The 1,099-nt window shown below is 39.2% G+C and carries 1 pseudogene; it reads right to left on the bottom strand.

From position 1 onward, the window contains the following. Window positions 1-601: pseudogene (locus R7P35_RS25875) on the bottom strand (hypothetical protein); the annotation flags it as partial. Between the last annotated feature and the right edge of the window lie 498 nt (window positions 602-1,099).

Raw genomic sequence — 1,099 nt, 5'->3', positions numbered from 1 at the left:
CAACAGCATAATACTTCTTAGGATCATTCCAGAGGCTGGATATTATTACTCGTTCTATTCCCTGAGCATCAACATATTGTTTAACTGTAATACCAAAACCACCTAAAGCTTTCGATATTTTTGCGGCAGTAATAATACCTATGCCCATATCTATTTTTGAATGGATTTCATCTAATAATTTCAGCGTTTCACTTCCAATCGTTTTCCCTTCTTCATTTTTTTGATGCCAGATATTCATCGCACACTTTGCTGCATCATCAACAGAGAAAATACAAACTTGTGTATATCGACCTTCTAAGTATTCTTTCAAATCGTCCTGTAGTTCTTTGTTCCATTCTGGCTCTGTTAGCTCATAGGCTTGTAACGCAGCAGCGTTACGTTCTGCAATCACTCGCTCTCGATTTCTCGCCCAACGATCATAGTCCTCTTGAGTAAAGGTCAATTCGGCTTGGCGCTCTCGACGTTGGCGGGCAGCTCGCTCCCTTACTGTTTCTTCTCGAACTTGCGGTTTTCTTAATGACTCTTCTTCATGGAGTGGCTTATAACCTCCACCAGAAGAACTCAACGGTTTTTTCTTTCTATCCAAAAAATTGTGTGGCATCAGTTCACCTAACCTCAATTAACGTAATGACATCATAACGACTCTTAAAGGTGCGTAATATTGGTCATATGTTAAATAGGCAACTTCACTATCAAAAACATCGCTTAGAACCCCCTCAAACGCTCTAGGTGCAATTTCAGGCTGAAATTCGACAGGTTACACACCAAAAAACACTTGGAAGTTTGTGACACTTTTAAAGGGGATTTTATCGAAAAATGTCTTCCTAACATTTCGCAGTAAAAAACATCCCAAACAGCAAAAAGTGTCAATTGCCACGTCACAACAATCATTCGACTTAAACTCACATTCGCTGAACCAAAGAGTAACTCTTGTTACTTCAAAACTTGGCTCGAATGACAGCAAACTAACAGCGTGAGATCTTAAGATCATCGAGAAAAATGAAACACGCTAAATTGTGTCGAGATTTACGAAAAGAAAGGACGGAAAACATGAACTTTACACGTTACATGACCATAATATTGCTCGTATTAGGAAGCG

Origin of the sequence: Vibrio sp. Vb0304 (genome assembly GCF_033338995.1) — a bacterium.
GTDB classification, from domain to species: domain Bacteria; phylum Pseudomonadota; class Gammaproteobacteria; order Enterobacterales; family Vibrionaceae; genus Vibrio; species Vibrio alginolyticus.
This window is presented reverse-complemented; position numbering and strand designations above follow the sequence as displayed.